This window comes from Photorhabdus stackebrandtii (assembly GCF_011189495.1).
Lineage (GTDB): Bacteria > Pseudomonadota > Gammaproteobacteria > Enterobacterales > Enterobacteriaceae > Photorhabdus > Photorhabdus khanii.
On record NZ_PUJV01000007.1, the window covers coordinates 1 to 19,991 of the forward strand.

Sequence of the window (19,991 nt, forward strand, 5' to 3'; positions counted from 1 at the left end):
CATGTGTTAGGCCTGCCGCCAGCGTTCAATCTGAGCCATGATCAAACTCTTCTATTAAAAGCTTGATGCTCAAAGAATTTTACTGTTCATTCGTCATGAATCAACTGTTGTTCACTCTTCAAGACTTTAGTGTATTTCTTTGTGATACGGTCTTGTGAGTGCCCACACAGATTGTCTGATTAATTGTTAAAGAGCAGGCTGAACTAAAAAATAACATTCTGGTTCAGCCGGGCTGCGTATACTACGCTTTTCGCCCGCAGAGTCAAGCGCTTATTCACGTTGCTCTGCCTGGCCTCACACGTTTTGTCAGCGTTGTGTCGGTCAGTGGTGGCGCATTATAGGGGGTTCTTCGGCGCTGGCAAGCGTTTATTTAAAAAAAACTGTTATTCGCGGCTTTTTTCAACAAAACGTGTATTTTTGGTTTCTTTTTACACAAAAACGGATGTCATCGACAGTAATTATTTCCAAACTAAAGTAGTATAAATGGATAAATGCGGGAAAAGGTTCAAATCTACTATGCAATTTAAAGAACAAAGAAAAGCTTCCCAGAAAAACCTTTCTTATCTTTTAGCTGAAAAAATCGGACAACAGATTTTGTCTGGTGAATATAAAACTGAAACCATCCTCCCTGGTGAAATAGAACTCGCTGAACAGTTCGACGTCAGCAGAACTTCTGTTCGCGAAGCGATAAAAATACTTGCAGCCAAGGGTATGCTATTACCACGCCCACGTATTGGTACCCGCATCATGCCAACTATGCACTGGAATTTCCTTGATCAGGATTTATTAAAGTGGTGGATGAATCGTGATAATCTTAACCAGGTGATTGAACACTTCCATATAGTGAGATTGGCAATAGAACCACAAGCTTGCTTTCTTGCTGCAAAAAACGCCACACAAGAACAAAAGAAGCAGCTTTTACAACTCATAGGTGAAATGTATCTGCTGAAAGAAAATTTTAACCGGGAAAAATGGATAGATATTGATTACCAGTTTCACCACACCATTTATAAATCCTGTGGAAACCCATTTTTAGGTTCTTTTGCCAACTTATTTCGTCCAGTTTATCAGAACTATTTCGAAGCTATTATTTCCGACAAAGTTGTGCAACTGGAAGCTCATAAAACAATTGTTGATTCAATCATCAAAGGTGACAGTCGCAGAGCACTTCTCGCTTGCCAAAAGTTATTAACAGAGTATGAATGATCTTATATAGTAATGTGTTAGATTAATATCTAATCAAACATGGGTTAGATAAATACAGCAGGACGATTAATGGTAAAAACCGCTCGTAATATGGCGGGGCTACCCTGGATTGCTGCAATAGCTTTTTTTATGCAAGCTTTAGATGCAACAATTCTCAACACAGCATTGCCCGCTATTGCTGAAAGCCTCGAACACTCACCTCTGGCAATGCAATCCGCTGTTGTCAGCTATACTTTGACTGTTGCTTTGCTAATTCCAGTTAGTGGCTGGCTAGCAGATCGTTTTGGTACCCGCCGGATATTTATTTTTGCGGTATCCTTATTTTCTTTAGGCTCCCTCGCCTGTGCTTTGTCAGGTAATTTGGCTTTTCTGGTTATTTCCCGTGTAATTCAAGGAATTGGTGGTGCAATGATGATGCCGGTTGCCCGCCTTGCTTTATTACGCGCATACCCACGCAGTGAACTTTTAGCCGTTATGAATTTTGTCACCATGCCAGGGTTAGTAGGACCAATTCTTGGTCCTATGCTCGGGGGATTATTAGTCACTTATGCTACCTGGCATTGGATATTTATTATCAATATTCCAATTGGTTTATTGGGGATTATTTATGCTAAAAAGCATATGCCTAATTTTACAATGCCAAAACGTTCATTCGACTTTTTCGGTTTCATACTTTTTGGACTGAGTTTAGTCATGGTTTCCGTTAGTTTGGATTTATTGGGGGAGAGTTCGTTACCAGGCTATATACCTCTCATAATTATGGTCGGCGGCTTTATGATATTATTTGGCTACCTGATGCATGCCAGAAAATACCCTCAACCACTTATCAGCCTGAAGTTATTCCGTACTCGCACATTTTCTATCGGTATTATCGGTAATATTGCTACGCGCCTGGGAACTGGGTGTATTCCTTTTCTGATGCCTCTGATGCTACAAGTTGGTTTTGGTTATTCAGCAATCCTTGCCGGGATGGCGATGGCGCCAACAGCTATCGGTTCTGTTATAGCTAAATCTTTTGTTACTAATGTATTAACACGTTTCGGTTATCGTAAAACTCTGGTTAGCATAACAGTTATCATCGGATTAATGATTTCTCAATTTTCACTGCAATCACCAGAAATGTCCGTTGTTCTTTTAGTTATCCCACTATTTTTACTAGGTATGGCCGTGTCCATTCAATTTACTTCGATGAACACCATTACTCTGGCTGATCTGACCGATAATAATGCCAGCTCAGGAAATAGTTTATTAGCGGTAACTCAGCAGTTGTCTATTAGTTTCGGTGTTGCAACGAGTGCAGCTATTCTCCGTTTTTATGAGTCCATACCTTATGGAACAACTGTCGATAACTTCCACAACACTTTTATTACCGTGGGAATAATCACTTTACTCTCTTCTTCCACCTTCCTGTTATTACATAAGGAAGATGGCGATAATATGATCAAGAAGTAAGAAACAGAATACTTAAGGACGGGAAACTGAGTTACGTTCAATCAATGTTGGAGTTAATACTAACAACTTAGGATCACTCCCTGGGTTATCCATCCGGTAAAGCAAAGTATCAACAGCCAGTTTTCCCAATTCATCTTTTGGCTGATGAATGGTTGTTAAAGGTGGGATCATATAAGGGGCCAGGTCGATATCATCATAACCAATGATAGATATATCATTCGGCACGGAAAGCCCTGCTTGATAAAGAGCCTGATAAGCGCCAACAGCCATTGCATCATTGCCAGCAAAAACAGCTTCTGGTAGCTCTGGATGTTGCAGCAATTTTTGCATTGATTCAAAACCACCAGAAAATTCAAAATCACTATAAATTTCATACCCCTTAGGAATAACAAGGCCAGCGTCTGCCATTGCCTTTTTATATCCTTCCAACCGATGGCTAGCAGGCGTTTTATCTTGCGGACCAGCAATACAGGCTATTTTCTTAAAACCACAACTGATGAGGTAATTGGTGGCCATCTCCCCTCCCAACAAGGAGTTGTCCTGAATAACATCGCTAATAATATCAAATGGAGACCAATCCATCATGACCATCGGTAAAGGGGGATAACGGCGCAAAACATTACAAGAATTGTGCTGGTTCTCAGTACACATGATCAGCAGCCCATCTACTCGCTTTTGCAGCAACGTTTCCATGCTGTAATCCATCCGTTTGGCATCACCTTCTGTATTACACAAGATAAGGCTGTAACCACGTTCATAACAGCTTCTTTCAACCCCTCTTACAATTTCAGCATAAAAAGGGTTATTACTGGTTGTTACCAACATACCAATAGTTTTGGTCTGCTTGATTTTAAGACTTCGTGCAAGTGCTGATGGCGCATAATTTAGTTGCTCAATAGCATCATTAACTTTCTTTTTTACACCATCACTGACATAACGGTTATTGTTAATAACATGAGACACAGTTGATGTGGAGACGCCTGCAAAACGAGCAACATCTTTCATTGTAGCCACAGTCAGTCCTGTTCCGTTAAAAATGCATCAATTTCATTTCGCCACGGGACAGAAGGCTGAGCTCCCTGACGGGTTACCGCTATTGCAGCAGCAGAGTGGGCAAACCGTACCGCAGATAACATTGCTTTTCCTTCCAGCAAAGCTGTCACGAACGCGCCATTGAAAGTATCTCCCGCTGCAATAGTATCTACAACTTTAACGTTAAATCCTGAAACAATTTCTCCCTTCTGACCTTTTTCACTCAACCATACGCCACGGCTACCCAATGTGATAATGACTGTTTCAATGCCTTTATCATGCAATATCTGAGCCGCTTTTTCTGCACCTGAATCATCTTTTACTGTAATTCCAGTCAAGTATTCAGCTTCAGTTTCATTCGGAGTAATGATATCCACCAGCGAGAGCAATTGATCCGATAATTTTTGTGCCGGCGCCGGATTAAGTATTACTTTCGTATCATTTTGTTTAGCTATCTCTGCGGCAAGTTGTATGGTTTCCAATGGAGACTCAAGTTGCATTAATAATGCATCCGCCTCTTCAATAATATTTTGGTAGCGATAGAAATATTCTGGTGTCAGTGCAGCATTAGCCCCCGCATTGATACCAATAACATTTTCACCTTGCTGATTAACGAAAATCAGCGCTACACCGGTTGTTTCCCCTTCAATAACTTCAATACCAAAAGTTTTAATATTATCCATTGCTAACTGCTGGCAGATACGGGAACCAATATCGTCTTCACCGACACAAGCAATAAATGCAATATCAGCACCACTACGACCTGCTGCTACCGCCTGATTAGCACCTTTACCACCAAAAGCAATCTGGTATTGCTTTCCGATCACCGTTTCACCCGGACGAGGGAACGATTCAAGATTCAAAATATGGTCAGCATTAATGCTGCCAAGCACTGCAAGTCTTGCTGTACCCATTAAATCTATTCCTTTTCCATTATGCCGTTACCATCAATTAGCAACAGCACAGTAATACCGATTTATTTTTTAATAACCAGCTCCAATTCTACAGGAATAACGGCATCAACTTTTTCGCCTTTCAGCACCCTGTCCGCTGTCTGAATGCCAATAATACCAATCTGGTCAGGACGCTGAGCGATTGTCGCGCCTAATTTCCCACTTTGAACAGCTTTGATTCCCTCTTCCGTGCCATCAAAACCAACAACTAATACATCACTTTTACCTGCTATCTGTAAAGCACGCAGAGCACCCAACGCCATTTCATCATTCTGAGCAAATACAGCTTGTATAGCCGGATGAGCTGTCAGTAAGTTCTGCATAACATTCAACCCCTTAGTGCGGTCAAAATCAGCAGGCTGACTAGCCAACACATTAAACTTATGTTCTTGTGCTACTTTATTAAATCCTTCACCACGTTCACGGGCAGCAGAAGTGCCAGTAATACCTTCTAACTGAATAATGTTGGCTTCATTCCCCAGTTTTTCAGCAATAAAATCACTCGCTATTTTACCCCCCTGGCGGTTATCAGAAGCAATATGGCTGACAACTGTACCTTTATTCGCTATCCGATCGAGAGTAATTACCGGGATTTTCGCATTGTTAGCCATGATAATGGCATTACCTACAGCATCAGAATCAGTTGGGTTAATCAGCATTAGTTTAGTACCACGTACCGTCAAATCCTGAACATTGGCTAATTCTTTCGCTGGGTTATCCTGAGAATCCAGCACAATTAGGTTATAACCCAATTTATCCGCCTGTTTTTGAGCACTTTCTTTCATGGTGACAAAAAATGGGTTATTTAGTGTAGAAATGACTAACGCGATAGTATCTTTTGCTAACACATTTACACTTATAGTCGCGCCTAGTGCAACAGCAGATAAAGTTGTGACTAATTTCTTCATTCTCATTGTGTTATTTCCTGTAGGATGAGGTTATTTATCACTTTTGTTATCAATCAGAACTGCCAGCAATATTACACTTGCTTTAACAATCATCTGGTAGTTAGAAGAAACACCTAATAAGTTTAAGCCATTATTTAAAAAACCGAGGATTAGCGCACCAATCAAAGTCCCCGTAATTAATCCCTTACCACCAGCCAGACGGGTTCCGCCCAAAACGACAGCGGCAATAGCATCCAATTCATAACCACTCCCCGCCATTGGTTGAGCAGAAGAAAGACGGGCTACTTCAATAATACTGGCTAATGCAGTCAGTAAGCCGCATAAGGCGTAAACGATAATCTTGATTTTATCGACACTGATACCAGACAAACGGGTAGCCGATTCATTACCACCCAAAGCATAAATATAACGACCTAAACGAGTGTGATGCAGGAGATACCATGCAATAGCAAAAACTATCAACATCAGCCATATTGGAGTAGGAATTCCCAGTGGACGACCAATACCAAACCAGCCAAACAGATCCGCATTATTACTGAATCCTGTATTTATTGGGCTGCCATCAGTGTAGACGCGGGTTATTCCACGAAGTAGTAACATCATGACTAAAGTGGCAATAAAAGCCTGTACTTTACCTTTAGCAATGATTATTCCTGTACAGGCGCCGATCACAGCACCTAAAGTCAAAGCACCCACTACAGCCACCAGCGCATTAACCTCCATACCAACCAATGAAGCAGCTACTGCGCCTGTCAATGCAAGCAATGAACCAACAGACAGATCAATACCCGATGTTAAAATAACCAATGTCATCCCAACTGCCATAATGGCATTGACTGATGTTTGTTGCAGAATATTAAACAAGTTATTTAACGTGAAAAAATTTGGGCTAAGAGAAGAAACTACGGTTATCAATACTAACAACGCAATCAATGATTTTTGTTTCAATAACCACTCTTTAATAAACCAACGCTTAGATGTCGGTGATATGTTCGAATTCATACTGAATTACTCCTGAATCGTTCCATATTGTTTGCCAACAGCCGCCGCCATCAAAATTTCTTGAGTTGTCTGTTCAGCAAAAAATTCTCCGCTGATATGACCTTCATACATGACCAAAATACGATCACTCATTCCTATCACTTCCGGCATTTCAGAAGAAACAAGGATGATACTCAACCCCTCTTTTTTGAACTGATTAATTAGCTGATAAATTTCTTTTTTTGCACCAATATCTACTCCCCGAGTCGGTTCATCCAAGATAAGAATTTTTGGTCTGGTCATTAATCCACGAGCAATTGCCACTTTTTGCTGATTACCGCCAGAAAGCAGGCCAATCGTCTGTTCCATCGAAGGTGTTTTGATATTAAATAACTTGATAAAATCATTGACTGCCTGCTGCTCTTTTTTATGATTCAGGCTACCTGATTTATTACTGAAATAACGTAAGGCGGTAAGAGACATATTCTCTTTAACTGACATATCCAAAACTAATCCATCACGCTTCCGATCTTCTGAAATATAAACAATCCCACAAGCTAACCCGTCCTGAGGGCCATGGGCTACAACAAGCTTCCCATCCAGAGTGATTTGTCCTTGAGTTTTTGACAACGCACCATAAATAATTTTCATTAATTCAGTGCGGCCAGCCCCCATCAACCCTGATATACCCAAAATTTCTCCACTATAAAGGGAAAAACTAACATTTGTCACACCCGGACCAGAAATTTGCTTAACTTCAAGTCGCTTCTTACCACGAGGCAAATTTAGACGAGGATATTGCTCTTCCAGTTTTCGCCCAACCATCATTTCAATCAAAGTCTCTTCTTTTAACTCTTTTACCGATTTTTCACCAATAAATTGTCCATCACGGAATACCGTAACATCATCGCAGATTTCAAAAATTTCTTTCAGACGATGAGAGATATAAACAATACCGCACCCTTGCAATGTCAATTCACGTATTACGTTAAACAATGATTCAGTTTCTGTATCAGTCAGTGCATCAGTTGGTTCATCCATAATGATAACTTTGGATTCAAAACTCAGCACCTTAGCAATCTCAATCATTTGTTGATCACCGATAGAAAGTTCAGCTACCCGCCAGTGACTGCTGTAACTTAAATTCAACTTCTTTAAAAGGTGATCGGCTTCCTGATACATTTTTTTCCAGTCAATGGCACCAAATTTATTAACGAATTCGCGCCCCAGGAAAATATTTTCTGCAATAGTCAGTTGGGGAATAAGATTTAATTCTTGATGGATAATTCCAATACCCGCTTCCAGAGAGGCTTTAGGGCCAGAAAAAATCACTTCTTTTCCCAGATAATGAATTGCACCTGTATCCTTAGTATATATTCCAGTTAACACTTTCATCATCGTGGATTTACCTGCACCATTCTCCCCGACCAATGCCATGACTTTACCCGGATAAACACGTAATGCTGCGCCGGATAATGCTTTAACACCAGGAAAAGATTTACTAATTCCTTTTAGTTCCAGTGCAGGTCGCATAACCACCTCAGAAAGTTACACCAGCACAAAGGATGATATTGGCATAAGGAGAATTTTCTCCTGTACGAATCATCGCTCGGCTATGTTCCGTTTTCCGTTTCAATATATTATGACTGATATATTTCACAATAATTGAGTCCCGTTGCTGTTTCTCCAGTTCCTTAATCTGAGCTAGTATTAATTTATGTATCAAAGAATTATAGACAATGATCTCCTCTGCTAAAAATGCAGCTTCAACCTGCATTTCCTGAGTCACGACATTAAGAACGGATATAAAACTAGGAATCCCCTGGGTTAGCGCTAAATCAATCCGCTGGGCTGAAGAAGGAATTGGCAATCCAATATCGCCAATTGTAATCTGGTCAGTATGTCCCAACCGAGAAATTACGGCTGAAATTTCAGAATTAAGTATTACACCTTTTTTCATTTTTTTATTCCATTAGCGAAACGTTTCGCTATTAAAGCAATATAGAAAGTAACATTTAAAATGCAACATTAATAATACAAAAGTGTGATCGTTATCGATAACGTTTCGACAATAAAAAAAACAAAAATAAACGTTAACTTATTGAATATTTGACGCTGAATCGATTTTTAAGGTAAATATAGTCTTTATCAATAAATGATGATTAAAATCTATGAAGAAGAGTGATTAGATTTTATTTATCCCAACAGATAATATTGGTATGAATTATGCAATTAACGGAAAAAATAGCTCGTTTAAGTAACTATCTGGAAAGTGGTCTGTATGAAAGACAACAGACAATTCGTTTATGCTTACTAGCTGCACTGTGCGGGGAAAGTGTTTTCCTGCTTGGTCCCCCTGGGATCGCAAAAAGTCTGATAGCCCGCCGATTAAAATTTGCGTTTCGTGATGCCAGAGCATTTGAGTATCTGATGACCCGTTTTTCCACTCCCGAAGAAATTTTCGGTCCTCTTTCTATTCAGGCATTGAAAGAAGAAGGACGTTATCAGCGGCTGACCACTGGCTATTTACCTGAAACTGAAATTGTCTTTCTCGATGAAATATGGAAAGCAGGCCCGGCAATTCTCAATACCTTGCTGACTGCAATTAACGAAAGAAAATTCAGGAATGGGGATACAGAAGAGAAAATTCCGATGCGATTACTGATAACAGCATCTAATGAATTACCTGAAACAGATAGCAGCCTTGAGGCTCTTTATGACCGAATGCTAATCCGTATTTGGTTGGATAAAATTCAAGAAAAACAGAACTTCCGGGCACTACTTACTAACCACAAAAATGAAAATGATAACCCTGTCCCGGAAAATATCCAGATAACAAATGAAGAATTTCATCAATGGCAAAAAGAGATTAATAAAATAGTCCTACCAGAGAATTGTTTTGATATTATCTATCATCTACGTCAGCAACTTGATTCGACAGAACATTCACCTTATGTTTCAGACCGACGCTGGAAGAAAGCAATTCATTTATTACAAGCTAGCGCTTTCTTCAATGGCAGAAGAGAAATATCACCACTTGATTTAATATTGTTAAAAGATTGTCTGTGGTATGATCTTCACTCTTTCAAATTATTACCTCAATATCTGAATACTCTCATGATCGAACAAGCATATCAGCAAAGAGTATCATCTCAGCAAATTGATTCACTTTATCACCAATGGATTCAAGTTCGTCAGGATAAAAATAATCAGCAGGCATTGTACCTGGAAAAACAAACAGGTTTGTTTGGACGCAAAATACAATATTCGTTACCCGATCACATCAATGAAGAAAAATTGACTTTGTTCCTGCATACACCTCTTCATATCCATGATATTCAAGTCAATTTTATTGAAACGGAAAAAAAGACGCTAAACACCTGGATAAATAAAGGTGGAAGTTTACCAGCTCGTCTGAATGGTATTGGTTTTCCACAAGATATAGTCGCCGAAATTAATTCAATACACCAACCAGAGATTTTTGATATTAGTCGCCGTTCCTCTACTTTATATTTACCGGATAGTCAACATCAACAAAACGAAAAAAACGGAGAGTGGTTGGAAAAACTGGAAAAAATTAATCAAGAGATCCACCATCAACGCCAATTATTTAGTCAGCATCAGCCATGTTTATTCATTGAAAACCATTGGTTTGCTGCAATAGAACAAAGTTTTATCCAACTGACAGACAGAATCAACCAACTGAAAATAAAAATGGGAGACTAACTAAATGATTAGCCTAACAACCCTTGATCTTTTATTGTCAGTAAACGAAGGAGAGCTGATAGAAGAGGTCATATTAACTCTTCTGGCTTCTCCTCAATTAACTATCTTTTTTGAAAAATATCCTCGTTTAAAACGTGCGCTACTGAAAGATATTCCCGGTTGGAAACAAGATTTACAACAAAGAATTAAAGAAGCACTAATTCCTGCCCCCCTGGCAGAAGAATTTCAGTTATATCAACAGTTACTGTCAGCCAACACTAATAATTTTTATCTTAAACTTCCCGATATTCTGGAAATACTGAACCAAATTAAATCTCCTTTTATTGAAGAAGCACAGAAATTGGTAACCGACACCACCGATCATTCAAACACATTACAAATCCTGTTTATCCAACGATGGCGGCTCAGCTTGATCCTGCAAACCACAACTTTCCACAAGAAATTACTGGAACAAGAAAAAGAGCAATTACTGGCAGAACTGCAACAAAGACTGACACTAAGCGGTAATCTTGATCCTGTTTTCAGTGAAAATGACAGGGCCGCAGGACGATTATGGGATATGAGTAAAAGTCAGTTAAACCATTCCCTAAATGATGAACAGCTATTGATTCGCTACAGTGAATTTCTCCATCAACAACCAGAACTGGAAAAACTGGCTCAATTACTTGGTCGTAGCCAATCTGCAAAATCAAAACCACAGGAAAGCCATCTTCTCGAGCCCTTTACCACCATTGAACAGACATCAGATACCGTTCCTGAACAGGTAAATGGTATAGGGCAAAGTGATGATATTTTACGCCTATTACCAACAGAATTAGCAATATTGGGAATTGAAGATCTGGAATATGAATTTTATCGCAGATTGGTGGAAAAGCGCTTATTGACCTATCGCTTACAAGGCGATAGCTGGCAACAGAAAACAACATTTCGACCAGTCATTCATTATAATCAGGAGGAAAAGCCAAGAGGGCCATTTATTGTCTGTGTAGATACTTCCGGCTCAATGGGAGGATTCAATGAAAAATGTGCCAAAGCCTTTTGTCTGGCACTGTTACGCATTGCACTAGCAGATGATCGCAACTGTCACATCATGTTATTTGCTACAGAAATTGTGCACTATGAACTATCTTCACCAGATGGCCTGGAACAAGCTATTCGTTTTCTCAGCCAGACTTTTAAAGGAGGAACAGATTTAGCTTTTTGTCTGGCAAGCACAATAGAAAAAATGAAAAAGCAATGCTGGAAAGATGCTGATGCTGTTGTTATTTCAGATTTCATTGCCCAGCGTTTACCGGACTCACTAATCCATCAGATAAAAAATCTGCAACAGCATCAGCAACACCGCTTCCATGCGGTCTCCATGTCCCAATATGGTAAGCCCAGTATTATGCGGATATTCGATCATATCTGGCGTTTCGATACCGGACTTAAAAGCCGTTTACTGCGAAAATGGCGTCACTGAGTCGAATCAGAGCACGTCTTCTACAGTTTCGCGTACTTCAGGTGACCATATGCTGCATTGAACCTGACCGATATGTTTCATTTGCAGCAGTAGCATCACCAAACGGGATTGACCAATACCTCCGCCAATCGACTGTGGCATATCGCCTTTAAGTAATGCCTGATGCCAATCATATTGCAAGCGCTTTTCATCACCTGTCAGCCCTAATTGGCGCTCTAGTGCTTCTGCATCAACACGGATACCCATGGAAGAGATCTCAAAAGCATCCTCTAAAACAGGGTTCCAAACAATAATGTCGCCGTTCAGACCAGCAAAACCATCACTGTTTGGCGTCGTCCAGTCGTCATAATCCGGAGCACGAACATCATGTGCTTGACCATCAGATAATTTAGCACCAATACCAATGAGGAAAACAGCGCCCAATTCTTTAGCAATAGCACGTTCACGACCTTTTGCATCCAGATCCGGATAGCGGCTCAGAAGTGTTTCACTGTGAACAAAGTGAATTTGATCTGGCAGGAACGGTGCCAGACCAAACTCTTTGCTGACAGCTTTTTCTGTTTCTTTTATTGCTTCGTAAATTTTGCCTACTGTCTGTTTTAGATAAGCAAGTGAGCGTTGCCCATCTCCCATCACTTTTTCCCAATCCCATTGATCAACATAAACAGAGTGGATTGGTGTTAAGCGATCCTCGTCCGGACGCAATGCTTTCATGTGAGTGTAAAGCCCTTGCTCCGGCTGAAAATCAAAACGACCCAATGTCTTACGCTTCCATTTAGCCAATGAATGCACTACTTCGAAAGTTGAATCCGGTAACGTTTTCACTTTTACCTGAACAGCCTTTTCATGGCCGGACAAGTTATCCTGAATGCCATCACCCAAGCAGCTTAAGATTGGCCCTTGTACTTCAATCAGACCCAGTTTGCTTTCCAGCAAACGGGAAAAGAAAGATTTCACGAAACTGATTTGTTGCTGCTTCTCAATAAATGACTTTTTCATAATATTATTCTCAAATTCTTAGGTAGCCCTGATGTCCTGTTGAAAACATTAAGCAATAGAATGAGGTATAAATTCAATATACTTTAATAAAAATAGTCTTTATGCTTTATAAAATTCATTTTCAATAGAGTAAAAATGAAAATTCGATAAAAAATGGAGCTAGAAATGGCAGATATTTATCAGATCGATAATCTGGACCGCGGCATACTTCACGCTTTAATGGACAACGCACGCATACCTTATGCTGAACTGGCAAAGAAATTTACTGTCAGCCCAGGAACCATTCATGTTCGTGTAGAAAAAATGAAGCAAGCAGGGATCATCACCGGTACCAGAGTAGATATTAGTACTAAACAACTTGGTTATGATGTTTGTTGCTTTATTGGCATTATTCTTAAAAGCGCTAAAGATTACCCATCAGCCCTGAAAAAATTAAGTAACCTGAATGAAGTCGTTGAGGTCTACTACACAACTGGTCACTACAGCATCTTTACTAAAGTTATGTGCCGCTCAATTGAATCTCTTCAAGATGTACTTATCAACAAAATACAGACTATTGATGAGATCCAATCAACAGAAACCCTGATCTCCTTGCAAAACCCGATTATGCGAACAATCAAGCCATAAGATAAAATTTGTTATAACCACATTATCCACAGGTAGATCCCAACAGATTCACAGCGTACAATAGCCGCTCTTGAAATCTGTTGGGATCACTATGGTCACTATTACTTTAATCAGCGGCAGCACCATGGGTAGTGCTGAATACGTAGCTGAACATATGGCTGAAATTCTGGAAAATGCTGGTTTTTCCACCGAAATGCAGCACGGCCCCTCTCTAGATGAGCTTCCTCAGGAAGGGATCTGGTTGATAGTCACATCCACACATGGGGCAGGAGAATTACCGGAAAATATACAACCACTGGCAGAAGAAATTTCTGAACAAAAACCTGATCTCAGCAAAGTAACATTTGGCGCTGTTGGTATTGGCAGTTCTGAATACGATACTTTCTGTGGGGCAATAAGATCGTTTGATCAACTATTAGTGGAAAATGGAGCCAAGCGCCTCGGTGATCGTCTGGAAATTGATATCCAACAGCATGAGATCCCCGAAGATCCTGCTGAAGAGTGGGTTAAAATTTGGGCAAACTCACTCTAGTTTGAACAAAAAAACAGCGAACGATTGTGGATAACTCATATAAAAAGCCGGGGTTAACCCGTAGTTATCCATAGTATAACTATCAGTCCATGATCGTGTTGTGAATAACTCCCAGTTTAGATCCCAGTTTATACCGGGCAGGATCACGGATCATTCACAGTAAATGATCCTTTACAATGTTATGATCTTTCTAAGTAAAAACAACTTATCCACAAAAGATCATGATCCTAATAAAAGATCTAATAAAGAGATCTTTAAATAAAAAAGATCTTCTTTTAATTACCTGCGATCTTACCTACTTGGTCTATCGCCCAAACTTGAGTAGAATTCTCTTCCCTTAATGCAACACTAAGCATTCTTATAACTAAAGGTTCATCACCATGTTTTATCCAGAGCAATTTGACGTCATCATTATCGGTGGTGGTCATGCCGGTACTGAAGCTGCTATGGCAGCTGCTCGTATGGGTCGTCAAACCTTATTACTGACTCACAATATTGATACTTTGGGCCAAATGTCATGTAACCCAGCCATCGGTGGGATCGGTAAAGGACATCTGGTTAAAGAAATTGATGCGCTTGGTGGCTTAATGGCTAAAGCTACTGATCAGGCTGGTATTCAGTTTAGAACCTTAAATGCTAGTAAGGGACCCGCTGTCCGCGCAACACGTGCCCAAGCTGACAGAATTCTTTATCGTCAAGCCATACGGACAGCATTAGAAAATCAACCTAACCTAATGATTTTCCAACAACCCGTAGAAGATCTCATAGTTGAAAACGATGCTGTCACCGGTGCAGTAACTCGTATGGGACTTAAATTCAGAGCCAAAGCAGTTGTTCTGACAGTAGGTACGTTCCTTGATGGTAAAATTCATATAGGTCTGGAAAATTACAGTGGAGGAAGAGCTGGTGACCCTCCAGCAATTTCATTAGCACAGCGTCTACGTGAGTTGCCTTTACGTGTAAACAGATTAAAAACAGGTACGCCACCACGTATTGATGCTAGGACTATTGATTTTAGCCAACTAACACAGCAACTAGGTGATAATCCAACACCAGTATTCTCTTTTCTTGGAAATGTGGGACAGCATCCACAACAAATGCCATGCTATATCACTCATACCAATGAAAAAACACATGATGTAATCCGTAATAATTTAGATCGCAGCCCAATGTATGCAGGGATTATTGAAGGGATCGGCCCACGTTACTGTCCTTCGATCGAAGATAAAGTCATGCGTTTTGCGGATCGCAATGCTCATCAGATCTTTCTTGAACCAGAAGGGCTGACCAGTAACGAAATTTATCCAAATGGTATCTCTACCAGCTTACCGTTCGATGTACAGATGCAAATTGTTCACTCCATGAAAGGAATGGAAAATGCTCGTATTATTCGTCCTGGCTACGCAATAGAATATGATTTCTTCGATCCAAGAGATCTAAAACAAACATTAGAAAGTAAATTCATCCACGGTTTATTCCTTGCCGGGCAAATTAATGGTACGACCGGCTATGAAGAAGCTGCTGCTCAAGGACTCCTAGCTGGTCTTAACGCAGCACGTTATGCTTCGGAGGAAGAAGGTTGGTTCCCTCGCCGAGATCAAGCTTATATTGGCGTTCTGGTTGATGATTTATGTACCTTAGGGACTAAAGAACCATACCGTATGTTTACTTCCCGGGCTGAATATCGTTTGATGTTACGTGAAGATAATGCTGACCTTCGTCTAACAGAAAAGGGCCACGAATTAGGGATAGTAGATGATTACCGCTGGGAATATTACTGCCGTAAGGTAGAGATGATTGAACAGGAACGTCAGCGTTTGCGTAATATTTGGATTCATCCTCATTCAAATAATCTTAGCGACATCAATAACATATTAAAAATGCCATTATCAAAAGAAGCTAATGGAGAAGATTTATTGCGTCGCCCTGAAATGAATTATCAGATTCTGACTTCATTACCACTGTTTTCACCCGGCCTTAAAGAACTACAGGCAGCTGATCAGGTTGAAATTCAAGTTAAATATGAAGGGTATATTGCCCGTCAACAGGAAGAAATTGAAAAACAATTGCGTAATGAAAACACGTCATTACCGGTTGATCTTGATTACCGTCAAGTTAGTGGTCTTTCTAATGAAGTTGTCGCTAAACTTAATGATCACAAGCCAAACTCAATTGGTCAGGCTTCACGCATTTCAGGGGTAACACCTGCTGCAATTTCGATTTTACTTGTATGGCTGAAAAAACAGGGCTTACTGCGCCGTAGTGCCTGAGAGGATTTTTATTGTGCTTAATAAACTGGAATTTCTGCTGACTAAAGCAGGAATAGCGCTTTCACTACAGCAAAAACAGCAGCTCATGGCCTATGTTGATATGCTCAACAAATGGAATCAAGCCTATAATCTCACGTCTGTCCGTGAGCCAGAGCAAATGCTGGTACGTCATATTATGGATAGCATTGTTGTCAGCCCTTATCTACAGGGTCATCGTTTTATAGACGTAGGCACAGGTCCGGGGTTACCGGGGATCCCATTAGCCATTGTTCGTCCAGATTCTCATTTCACATTGTTGGATAGTTTAGGTAAAAGAATTAGATTCTTGCGCCAGGTTCAGCATGAACTTGGTTTGGATAATATAGAACCAGTGCAAAGCCGGGTTGAAACGTACTCTTCTGAGCCGCTTTTTGATGGCGTTATTAGCCGTGCTTTTGCCTCATTACAGGATATGGTCTCTTGGTGCTGCCATTTGCCTGAATCTGTTCATGGACGATTCTATGCGCTTAAAGGCATGCTTCCTAAGGAAGAATTTACCATGTTACCTTCCGGAATTGTTGTTGATTCAGTTATTCAGTTAGATGTTCCTGAACTGGAAGGGCAACGCCATTTGGTTATCCTTAAATCAAACTAAGTTTGTTATTTGTCAATAAAGTTATAAATAATTAGTGATGTTGAGCACAATATACTGTGGTCAACATCGTCAATTATGATTTGTCTCGTTTCAGCTTTAATTTACCGAGTTATTACATAAAAATAACGTTATCTTGATATTAAGATAGTTGGGACTTTAAAAATCAGATAAAGCGTTTTTTCATCAGATTCGCTTTTTTAAAGCAGCTAAAAATTAGCTTGGTAATTTAAGTCAATAATATAATAACCTTTTCCTATAAATTTAAATTAACTTATTGATTTAAATGTTGATATTTTTTATTTTTATTCCCTGTAAATGTTAAATATAACTAACAAATGAAAATTTTATGTGATTCAAATCACACTTAAGTTTGAGAGTATGAAATTATTAGAGATGGGAAATCAGCACAATAATTAGCTTACAATTTGGCACCAAAGTAAAAAATTTAAATAATTGTTCACCTTTTCGCTACTTATGGATTGAATTCATTTTGGCTGCCCGTATAATTTGCACGTTTTTGTCACTTGACACACTTAAGCAAAGGCAGTTTTATACAACATTTAGCAAAACCTGATATGCAAGGCGTGCAAGGGGAGAAAATAAAAGTCATGTCTGTATCCCTTTACAGCGGTAGAATTGCACTGAAACTGCTTTTTTTGCAGTTAATGACTTTTGTTGTTCTCAGTGTGGCTTTTTGTACCAAAAGTATAGAATGGGGCATTTCTGCTTTTGTTGGTGGATTAGCATGTTGGTTACCTAATGCCATTTTTATGCTATTTGCCAGTTTTCAGAAAGTAAAAGAAGAAAGTGTTCCTGTACGTGTTGCATGGTCTTTCGCTATTGGCGAAGGGTTGAAGGTTATTATTGCAATAGCTGTGCTGGTTGTTGCTTTAGGCGTGTTTAAAGCGGCGTTTGCACCACTGGGTTTGACTTATTTAGCGGTGCTGGTTGTGCAGATCATCGCACCAGCTGTGATAAACGGTTAGGTTTTCAACAACAAAAGGGTAAGAGGCATCATGTCTGCATCAGGAGAAGTTTCAACTGCAAGGGACTACATAGGCCACCACCTGAATAACCTTCAGTTGGACCTACGTACCTTTGAGTTGGTCGATCCCAACTCTGGTGGTTCTGCAACGTTCTGGACGTTGAACATTGACTCGCTTTTTTTCTCAGTCGTATTAGGGATTTTATTTCTGTATGTATTCAGAAAGGTTGCGGTTAATGCCACCAGTGGCGTACCTGGCAAACTTCAGACTGCTATAGAATTAATCATGGGTTTTGTTGATAACAGTGTCCGTGATATGTATCACGGCAAGAGCAAAGTTATTGCCCCTTTGGCACTGACTGTGTTCGTCTGGGTGTTATTAATGAACGTGATGGACTTACTGCCAATCGATTTTCTCCCTTATATCGGTGAACATGTCTTCGGCTTACCTGCTCTGCGTGTGGTACCAACAGCAGATGTCAGTATTACTTTGTCGATGGCTATTGGTGTCTTTGTCCTCATCCTCTATTACAGCATTAAGATGAAAGGAGTTGGTGGTTTTACAAAAGAGCTGACTTTACAGCCTTTTAATCATCCATTGTTTATTCCAGTTAACTTAATTCTGGAAGGGGTTAGCCTGCTTTCAAAACCGGTATCACTCGGTCTGCGACTGTTTGGTAACATGTATGCAGGTGAATTGATCTTTATTCTTATAGCTGGTCTGTTACCGTGGTGGTCGCAGTGGATGCTCAGCCTGCCTTGGGCTATCTTCCACATACTGATTATTACGTTACAAGCCTTTATTTTCATGGTTCTGACGATTGTTTATCTGTCGATGGCATCTGAAGAACATTAATTTTTACCACAATAACTGTGTTTTAACTGAAACAAACTGGAGACTGTCATGGAAAACCTGAATATGGATCTGCTGTACATGGCTGCCGCTGTAATGATGGGTCTGGCGGCAATCGGTGCTGCGATCGGTATCGGCATCCTCGGAGGTAAATTTTTGGAAGGCGCTGCTCGTCAGCCGGATTTAATCCCTCTGCTGCGTACACAGTTCTTTATCGTTATGGGTCTGGTTGACGCCATTCCGATGATTGCTGTGGGCCTTGGCTTGTACGTAATGTTTGCTGTCGCGTAGTTTGCAGAAAAAATCTGAAACTACGTCAACTCATTAATTTAAAAAGAGGTATTGTGCTGTGAATCTTAATGCAACAATCCTCGGCCAAGCCATTGCGTTTGTCCTGTTTGTTATGTTCTGTATGAAGTTTGTATGGCCACCAATCATGGCGGCCATTGAAAAGCGTCAAAAAGAAATTGCTGACGGTTTATCTTCTGCGGAACGCGCCAAAAAGGACCTGGACTTAGCGCAAGCCAATGCGACCGACCAAATGAAGAAAGCGAAAGCGGAAGCTCAGGTCATCATCGAACAGGCTAATAAACAAAAAGCCCAGATCCTTGATGATGCAAAAGCGGAAGCTGAGCAGGAACGTAACAGAATCGTAGCGCAAGCTCAGGCAGAAATTGATGCCGAACGTAAGCGTGCTCGGGAAGAGTTGCGTAAGCAGGTCGCTATGTTGGCTATCATAGGTGCCGAGAAAATCATCGAACGTTCCGTGGATGAAGCTGCTAACAGCGACATCGTTGATAAACTGGTCGCTGAACTGTAAGGAGGGAGGGGCATGTCTGAATTCGCTACTGTAGCTCGCCCCTACGCCAAAGCAGCTTTTGACTTTGCTGTGGAAAAACAATCGCTAGAACAATGGCAGAATATGCTGGTGTTCACAGCTGAGGTGACTCGTAATGAGCAAGTTGGTGATCTGCTTTCCGGTTCATTGGCATCGGAAACATTAGCCAATGCCTTTATCGCAATTTGCGGTGAACAGGTTGATGAACATGCTCAGAACTTTATTCGTGTTATGGCAGAAAATGGTCGCTTATTGGCGTTACCTGAAGTTTTGCAGCAATTTATTCAATTGCGTGCGTCACTTGAATCAACCGTTGATGTTGAAGTGATTTCTGCAGCCGAACTGAGTGAACAACAGCTGGCTAAAATTTCTGCAGCGATGGAAAAACGTCTGTCACGCAAAGTTAAGCTGAATTGCAAAATTGATAAGTCTGTTATTGCTGGTGTGGTCGTCCGCGCAGGTGATTTGGTGATCGATGGCAGTATTCGTGGCCGTTTAGATCGCTTAACAGACGTCTTGCAGTCTTAAGGGGA

The 19,991-nt window shown here is 40.4% G+C and carries 20 protein-coding genes; 13 read left to right on the forward strand and 7 right to left on the reverse strand.

The genetic code is table 11. From position 1 onward, the window contains the following. Positions 1 to 516 precede the first annotated feature (516 nt). Positions 517 to 1,206 carry a FadR/GntR family transcriptional regulator gene (locus tag C5470_RS07590; RefSeq protein WP_166287380.1) on the forward strand — a complete coding sequence of 230 codons (690 nt, stop codon included), beginning with the start codon at positions 517 to 519 and terminating at the stop codon, positions 1,204 to 1,206. Positions 1,207 to 1,275: 69 nt separating this feature from the next. Next, on the forward strand, positions 1,276 to 2,658 hold the full coding sequence (gene mdtD, locus C5470_RS07595) for a multidrug transporter subunit MdtD (protein ID WP_166287383.1): 1,383 nt from the start codon (positions 1,276 to 1,278) through the stop codon (positions 2,656 to 2,658). Positions 2,659 to 2,670: 12 nt separating this feature from the next. Here the strand turns inward: mdtD and rbsR are convergent, their stop codons facing one another. From rbsR to rbsD, 6 genes are all read right to left on the reverse strand, one after another. Next, the gene (rbsR, locus tag C5470_RS07600) at positions 2,671 to 3,672 is read right to left on the reverse strand and encodes a ribose operon transcriptional repressor RbsR (protein ID WP_166287386.1); all 1,002 of its coding nucleotides are present in this window, start codon (positions 3,670 to 3,672) and stop codon (positions 2,671 to 2,673) included. A gap of 2 nt (positions 3,673 to 3,674) precedes the next feature. Next, positions 3,675 to 4,604, reverse strand: a complete 930-nt coding sequence (gene rbsK, locus C5470_RS07605; protein ID WP_166287389.1) for a ribokinase — start codon at positions 4,602 to 4,604, stop codon at positions 3,675 to 3,677. Between the two features lie 62 nt (positions 4,605 to 4,666). After that, positions 4,667 to 5,557 (reverse strand): ribose ABC transporter substrate-binding protein RbsB, encoded by an 891-nt coding sequence (gene rbsB, locus C5470_RS07610; RefSeq protein WP_166287392.1) that lies wholly within the window; start codon positions 5,555 to 5,557, stop codon positions 4,667 to 4,669. A 24-nt stretch (positions 5,558 to 5,581) separates the two neighbouring features. Continuing rightward, positions 5,582 to 6,553, reverse strand: a complete 972-nt coding sequence (gene rbsC / locus C5470_RS07615; RefSeq protein WP_166287395.1) for a ribose ABC transporter permease — start codon at positions 6,551 to 6,553, stop codon at positions 5,582 to 5,584. A 6-nt stretch (positions 6,554 to 6,559) separates the two neighbouring features. After that, positions 6,560 to 8,065 carry a ribose ABC transporter ATP-binding protein RbsA gene (gene rbsA, locus C5470_RS07620; RefSeq protein WP_166287398.1) on the reverse strand — a complete coding sequence of 502 codons (1,506 nt, stop codon included), beginning with the start codon at positions 8,063 to 8,065 and terminating at the stop codon, positions 6,560 to 6,562. Between the two features lie 7 nt (positions 8,066 to 8,072). Continuing rightward, positions 8,073 to 8,492, reverse strand: a complete 420-nt coding sequence (gene rbsD, locus C5470_RS07625) for a D-ribose pyranase (protein WP_166287401.1) — start codon at positions 8,490 to 8,492, stop codon at positions 8,073 to 8,075. A 266-nt stretch (positions 8,493 to 8,758) separates the two neighbouring features. Here rbsD and ravA point away from each other — a divergent pair, with 266 nt between their 5' ends. Beyond that, the gene (ravA, locus tag C5470_RS07630; protein WP_166287404.1) at positions 8,759 to 10,258 is read left to right on the forward strand and encodes an ATPase RavA; all 1,500 of its coding nucleotides are present in this window, start codon (positions 8,759 to 8,761) and stop codon (positions 10,256 to 10,258) included. A 4-nt stretch (positions 10,259 to 10,262) separates the two neighbouring features. Beyond that, positions 10,263 to 11,720, forward strand: coding sequence for an ATPase RavA stimulator ViaA (viaA, locus tag C5470_RS07635; protein ID WP_166287407.1), 1,458 nt, complete (start codon positions 10,263 to 10,265; stop codon positions 11,718 to 11,720). A 6-nt stretch (positions 11,721 to 11,726) separates the two neighbouring features. On the opposite strand, the gene asnA is transcribed toward viaA, so the two are convergent. Then, positions 11,727 to 12,719: an aspartate--ammonia ligase gene (gene asnA, locus C5470_RS07640; protein ID WP_166287410.1), complete on the reverse strand. Its 993-nt coding sequence runs from the start codon at positions 12,717 to 12,719 to the stop codon at positions 11,727 to 11,729. A 165-nt stretch (positions 12,720 to 12,884) separates the two neighbouring features. Here asnA and asnC point away from each other — a divergent pair, with 165 nt between their 5' ends. The 9 genes from asnC to atpH all read left to right on the forward strand — a co-directional run bounded on the left by asnC (position 12,885) and on the right by atpH (position 19,986). Then, a complete protein-coding gene (asnC, locus tag C5470_RS07645) occupies positions 12,885 to 13,346 on the forward strand; it encodes a transcriptional regulator AsnC (RefSeq protein ID WP_036845262.1) in 462 nt (153 codons plus the stop codon). 91 nt (positions 13,347 to 13,437) lie between these two features. After that, positions 13,438 to 13,878 (forward strand): FMN-binding protein MioC, encoded by a 441-nt coding sequence (mioC, locus tag C5470_RS07650; protein ID WP_166287413.1) that lies wholly within the window; start codon positions 13,438 to 13,440, stop codon positions 13,876 to 13,878. A 380-nt stretch (positions 13,879 to 14,258) separates the two neighbouring features. After that, positions 14,259 to 16,148: a tRNA uridine-5-carboxymethylaminomethyl(34) synthesis enzyme MnmG gene (mnmG, locus tag C5470_RS07655; RefSeq protein WP_166287416.1), complete on the forward strand. Its 1,890-nt coding sequence runs from the start codon at positions 14,259 to 14,261 to the stop codon at positions 16,146 to 16,148. Between the two features lie 13 nt (positions 16,149 to 16,161). Then, a complete protein-coding gene (gene rsmG / locus C5470_RS07660; RefSeq protein ID WP_166287419.1) occupies positions 16,162 to 16,782 on the forward strand; it encodes a 16S rRNA (guanine(527)-N(7))-methyltransferase RsmG in 621 nt (206 codons plus the stop codon). A gap of 608 nt (positions 16,783 to 17,390) precedes the next feature. Then, positions 17,391 to 17,768 (forward strand): F0F1 ATP synthase subunit I, encoded by a 378-nt coding sequence (gene atpI / locus C5470_RS07665; RefSeq protein WP_036845640.1) that lies wholly within the window; start codon positions 17,391 to 17,393, stop codon positions 17,766 to 17,768. Between the two features lie 30 nt (positions 17,769 to 17,798). After that, complete coding sequence (gene atpB, locus C5470_RS07670) at positions 17,799 to 18,623, forward strand: F0F1 ATP synthase subunit A (protein WP_036845268.1); 825 nt, start codon at positions 17,799 to 17,801, stop codon at positions 18,621 to 18,623. A gap of 48 nt (positions 18,624 to 18,671) precedes the next feature. Then, positions 18,672 to 18,911, forward strand: a complete 240-nt coding sequence (gene atpE / locus C5470_RS07675; protein ID WP_000429386.1) for a F0F1 ATP synthase subunit C — start codon at positions 18,672 to 18,674, stop codon at positions 18,909 to 18,911. Between the two features lie 58 nt (positions 18,912 to 18,969). Beyond that, the gene (atpF, locus tag C5470_RS07680; protein WP_021325028.1) at positions 18,970 to 19,440 is read left to right on the forward strand and encodes a F0F1 ATP synthase subunit B; all 471 of its coding nucleotides are present in this window, start codon (positions 18,970 to 18,972) and stop codon (positions 19,438 to 19,440) included. A 12-nt stretch (positions 19,441 to 19,452) separates the two neighbouring features. Beyond that, on the forward strand, positions 19,453 to 19,986 hold the full coding sequence (atpH, locus tag C5470_RS07685) for a F0F1 ATP synthase subunit delta (RefSeq protein ID WP_166287422.1): 534 nt from the start codon (positions 19,453 to 19,455) through the stop codon (positions 19,984 to 19,986). Positions 19,987 to 19,991: the final 5 nt, after the last annotated feature.

Bases quoted from the DNA above. Each gene is read 5' to 3' on its own strand.
- C5470_RS07590 (WP_166287380.1), top strand. From the start codon at position 517: ATGCAATTTAAAGAACAAAGAAAAGCTTCCCAGAAAAACCTTTCTTAT.
- mdtD (WP_166287383.1), top strand. From the start codon at position 1,276: ATGGTAAAAACCGCTCGTAATATGGCGGGGCTACCCTGGATTGCTGCA.
- rbsK (WP_166287389.1), bottom strand. From the start codon at position 4,604: ATGGGTACAGCAAGACTTGCAGTGCTTGGCAGCATTAATGCTGACCAT.
- rbsB (WP_166287392.1), bottom strand. From the start codon at position 5,557: ATGAGAATGAAGAAATTAGTCACAACTTTATCTGCTGTTGCACTAGGC.
- rbsC (WP_166287395.1), bottom strand. From the start codon at position 6,553: ATGAATTCGAACATATCACCGACATCTAAGCGTTGGTTTATTAAAGAG.
- rbsA (WP_166287398.1), bottom strand. From the start codon at position 8,065: ATGCGACCTGCACTGGAACTAAAAGGAATTAGTAAATCTTTTCCTGGT.
- rbsD (WP_166287401.1), bottom strand. From the start codon at position 8,492: ATGAAAAAAGGTGTAATACTTAATTCTGAAATTTCAGCCGTAATTTCT.
- ravA (WP_166287404.1), top strand. From the start codon at position 8,759: ATGCAATTAACGGAAAAAATAGCTCGTTTAAGTAACTATCTGGAAAGT.
- viaA (WP_166287407.1), top strand. From the start codon at position 10,263: ATGATTAGCCTAACAACCCTTGATCTTTTATTGTCAGTAAACGAAGGA.
- asnA (WP_166287410.1), bottom strand. From the start codon at position 12,719: ATGAAAAAGTCATTTATTGAGAAGCAGCAACAAATCAGTTTCGTGAAA.
- asnC (WP_036845262.1), top strand. From the start codon at position 12,885: ATGGCAGATATTTATCAGATCGATAATCTGGACCGCGGCATACTTCAC.
- mioC (WP_166287413.1), top strand. From the start codon at position 13,438: ATGGTCACTATTACTTTAATCAGCGGCAGCACCATGGGTAGTGCTGAA.
- mnmG (WP_166287416.1), top strand. From the start codon at position 14,259: ATGTTTTATCCAGAGCAATTTGACGTCATCATTATCGGTGGTGGTCAT.
- atpI (WP_036845640.1), top strand. From the start codon at position 17,391: ATGTCTGTATCCCTTTACAGCGGTAGAATTGCACTGAAACTGCTTTTT.
- atpB (WP_036845268.1), top strand. From the start codon at position 17,799: ATGTCTGCATCAGGAGAAGTTTCAACTGCAAGGGACTACATAGGCCAC.
- atpE (WP_000429386.1), top strand. From the start codon at position 18,672: ATGGAAAACCTGAATATGGATCTGCTGTACATGGCTGCCGCTGTAATG.
- atpH (WP_166287422.1), top strand. From the start codon at position 19,453: ATGTCTGAATTCGCTACTGTAGCTCGCCCCTACGCCAAAGCAGCTTTT.